Origin of the sequence: Acinetobacter sp. V2, from assembly GCF_001188385.1 — a bacterium.
GTDB classification, from domain to species: Bacteria; Pseudomonadota; Gammaproteobacteria; order Pseudomonadales; family Moraxellaceae; genus Acinetobacter; species Acinetobacter oleivorans.
Window position 1 is genome coordinate 198968 of record NZ_JZFB01000001.1, and the last position, 3147, is coordinate 202114.

Annotated in this window: 3 protein-coding genes; all 3 read left to right on the top strand. The window is 39.6% G+C overall.

Annotated elements, in window-relative coordinates; translation table 11 throughout:
* On the top strand, positions 1-414 hold a 414-nt coding region (locus tag UC75_RS19540), incomplete at its 5' end, for an extracellular solute-binding protein (protein WP_228136995.1).
* Between the two features lie 22 nt (positions 415-436).
* Positions 437-1639 (top strand): ABC transporter ATP-binding protein, encoded by a 1203-nt coding sequence (locus UC75_RS00920; RefSeq protein ID WP_049837325.1) that lies wholly within the window; start codon positions 437-439, stop codon positions 1637-1639.
* A partial coding sequence (locus tag UC75_RS00925; protein ID WP_228136996.1) for an ABC transporter permease subunit occupies positions 1633-3147 on the top strand: 1515 nt, incomplete at its 3' end. The genes UC75_RS00920 and UC75_RS00925, both read left to right, overlap by 7 nt.

The window sequence follows — 3147 nt, forward strand, 5'->3', positions numbered from 1 at the left end:
AACATTTCGCAATATCCTCACTCTGGTTCAAAACCTTGCAAGATGGCGGCACAAGGCGAAATTCCAATTGGTGTTTCTTTCGGTTATCCAGCATTTAAATTAAAAGCAGAGGGTGCACCTTTAGAAGTGGTTTATCCAACTGAAGGTTTAGGCTGGGAAATGGAAGCCTCAGCAATTGTGAAAGGAACCAAAAAATTAATTAGTGCACAGAAATTTATAAACTGGTCGGTAAGCAAAGCGGCAAATGAAGCCTATGCACACAACTTTTCAATGGTGGCCTATAAAGGCATTGAAAATACGACGATGAGCTTCCCGAAAAATCTTCCTCAAATGCTGGTAAAAAATGATTTTTATTGGTCAGCTGAGCAGCGTGAACGTATTTTGGCTGAATGGTCAAAGCGTTTTGAAAAGTGATCTTTTGGATAAGGGCCTCATTATGCAAATTCCTTCTTCATTGCAATCATCGCTGCTGGGTCAAAACCAAAAGGGCGAGTTAGCAGGGCATTTATTGTCGACCTTAACGACCTATAAATATCCTGAACATGGCCCTTCGGTTTTAGAAGTGGTGGATATTCAAAAAAAGTTCCAACATTTTCAGGTCTTAAGTCATATTAATTTAGACCTTAAAGCAGGTGAGTTCGTGAGCTTTTTGGGGCCTTCAGGGTGCGGTAAAACCACATTGCTACGCATTATTGCGGGTCTAGAAAAACCTGATTATGGAAAAGTCATAAAAAAGGGCACAGACATTACCTTGTTGAGTGCTGAAAAGCGTCACTGTGGCATTGTGTTTCAGAACTATGCGTTATTTCCAAACTTAAATGTCGAAGAAAATATTGCTTTTGGCTTAGACAAAAAGAAGTGGGATAAGGCACAGCGTAGCCAACGGATTCAACAGTTATTAGAACTGATTGAATTACCCGATATTGCTAAAAAATATCCAAACCAATTGTCGGGTGGGCAGCAGCAACGTGTTGCGCTTGCTCGGGCAATTGCACCGAATCCTGATATTTTACTGCTCGATGAACCCTTGTCTGCACTCGATGCTCAGGTACGTCTTAACTTAAGACAAAAGATTCGCTCAATCCAATCAAAGCTTAACTTGCCAACCATTATGGTCACGCACGATCAAGAAGAAGCTTTAAGCATTTCTGACCGTGTTGTAGTCATGAATCATGGTGTTATTGAGCAAATTGATACGCCGCACAATATTTACTACAGGCCTCAAACCCAGTTCGTTGCAAAGTTTATTGGCACCATGAACTTTTTGACAGCCACTTGTTCAGTAGTCAATCAGCTCGAGGTTTTAGGTTTTATTCCTTTAAATTTGGAGCAGCAAAAACTTAAAGCTGGGCAAAACTACAACATTGGTTTTAGACCGGAAGCTGTCGAATTAGTTGATGATTTTGGTAGTGATAAAGAGTCGTTGTATTTGCCAGTTAAAATATTAAGCACTGAATTTTTAGGTGCAAAACGTCGTTTGTTCTGCGTTATTCATATCGATGGAATTGAGCAGGCAAAACACCTTTTGCAAATTGAGATTGAAAATATAAAGTTCAAATCTTTGCAAGAACTCATGTTTATAAAAGTACCTAATCAGCTTATTCATGTCTTTGATGAACAAGGGTACGCACTATGTTAAATGAAGCTGCTTCAGCGGTTTTAAAAACACAGCCGCGTCGAAAAACTGAATATTCATTAAGATCGAACATCGCTTTGTTTATGGTGGCAATTGCTTTGACTTTAGCGATTATTGCTCCTTTAATGATGCTGTTTGAAACTGCATTTTTTGATGAAAATCAGCAGTTTGTTGGCCTTGAAAACTTCTATAATTATTTTGCAAGTCCAGCTTTAGTCAGCTCTGTATTTAACTCGGTGTGGGTTGCTTGTGCTGCTACTGTCATTACAGTATTTCTTGCCATTATTTATGCTTTTGCACTCACCAATGTAAATATAAAAGGCAAAGGCTTCTTTAAATTGGTGGCTTTTTTACCGATTTTAGCGCCATCACTTTTGCCTTCTTTGGCATTGGTTTATTTATTTGGTAAGCAAGGTGTGTTTAAACCTTTGCTGGGCGATATACAAATTTATGGTCCAATCGGTATTTTAATCAGCTACTGCTTTTGGCTATTTCCAGCAATTTTGATGTTGATGATGGTGTCTTTTCGAAATGTCGATCAGCGTTTAATTGAGGCGTCTTTGTCACTGGGTAAAAATATCTGGAAGACGCATTACCATGTCACGCTACCTGCAATTCGTTATGGACTCATCAGCGCAAGTTTAGTGGCTTTTATTTATGTACTGACCGATTTTGGGATTCCCAAAGTTATTGGCGGTTCATTTAACATGATGGCGCTTGATGTCTATAAACAGATTATTGGTCAGCAAAACATGAGCATGGGTGCGGTCATTTCCATCTTATTATTGCTACCCGCAGTTTTTGTGTTCATTTTCGATTGCATACAAAGTAAGCGTCATGCACGTTTTCAAGCTTTTCAGGCTAAACCTTATGTCTCTGCACCGAATAAAAAACTTGAAATGGTTTTGAGCCTATTTTGTGGCTTAGTTTCGGGCTCGATTTTACTGATTATCTTTACTGCGGTGTTGGCTTCATTTATTCAGTCTTGGCCATACGATTTGTCTTTGACCTTAGCACATTACAGTTTTGAATATGTCGATGGCGGCGGTTGGGCTGCGTACTTCAACTCGGTTCGCATGGCACTCTTTAGTACAGTTTTTGGAACGGCACTCATTTTTATGGTGGCGCTATTAACCGAACGTTTTAAAGCACATCCACTGATTAAAAACTATGTACAAGCTTTGGTTTTATTGCCACTCGCTGTGCCGGGGTTGGTCTTGGGTATTGCTTATATTTTGTTTTTTAACCAGCAAAGTAATCCATTAAATGTGCTGTATGGAACCATGACCATTTTGGTGATTTCAACCATTGTGCATTATTACACCGTGCCACACCTCACTTTAACCAATGCCATTAAACAGATTCCGCTACAACTCGATCAGGCAGCAGAAACTTTAGGAACATCGAAGTGGAAAACCTTTTGGAAAGTGTATTTGCCCATGTGTTTTCCAGCGCTATGTGATGTGTCAGTCTATGTTTTTGTAAATGCCATGACCACAGTATCGGCTGCC

Bases quoted from the DNA above. Each gene is read 5' to 3' on its own strand.
- UC75_RS00920 (WP_049837325.1), top strand. From the start codon at position 437: ATGCAAATTCCTTCTTCATTGCAATCATCGCTGCTGGGTCAAAACCAA.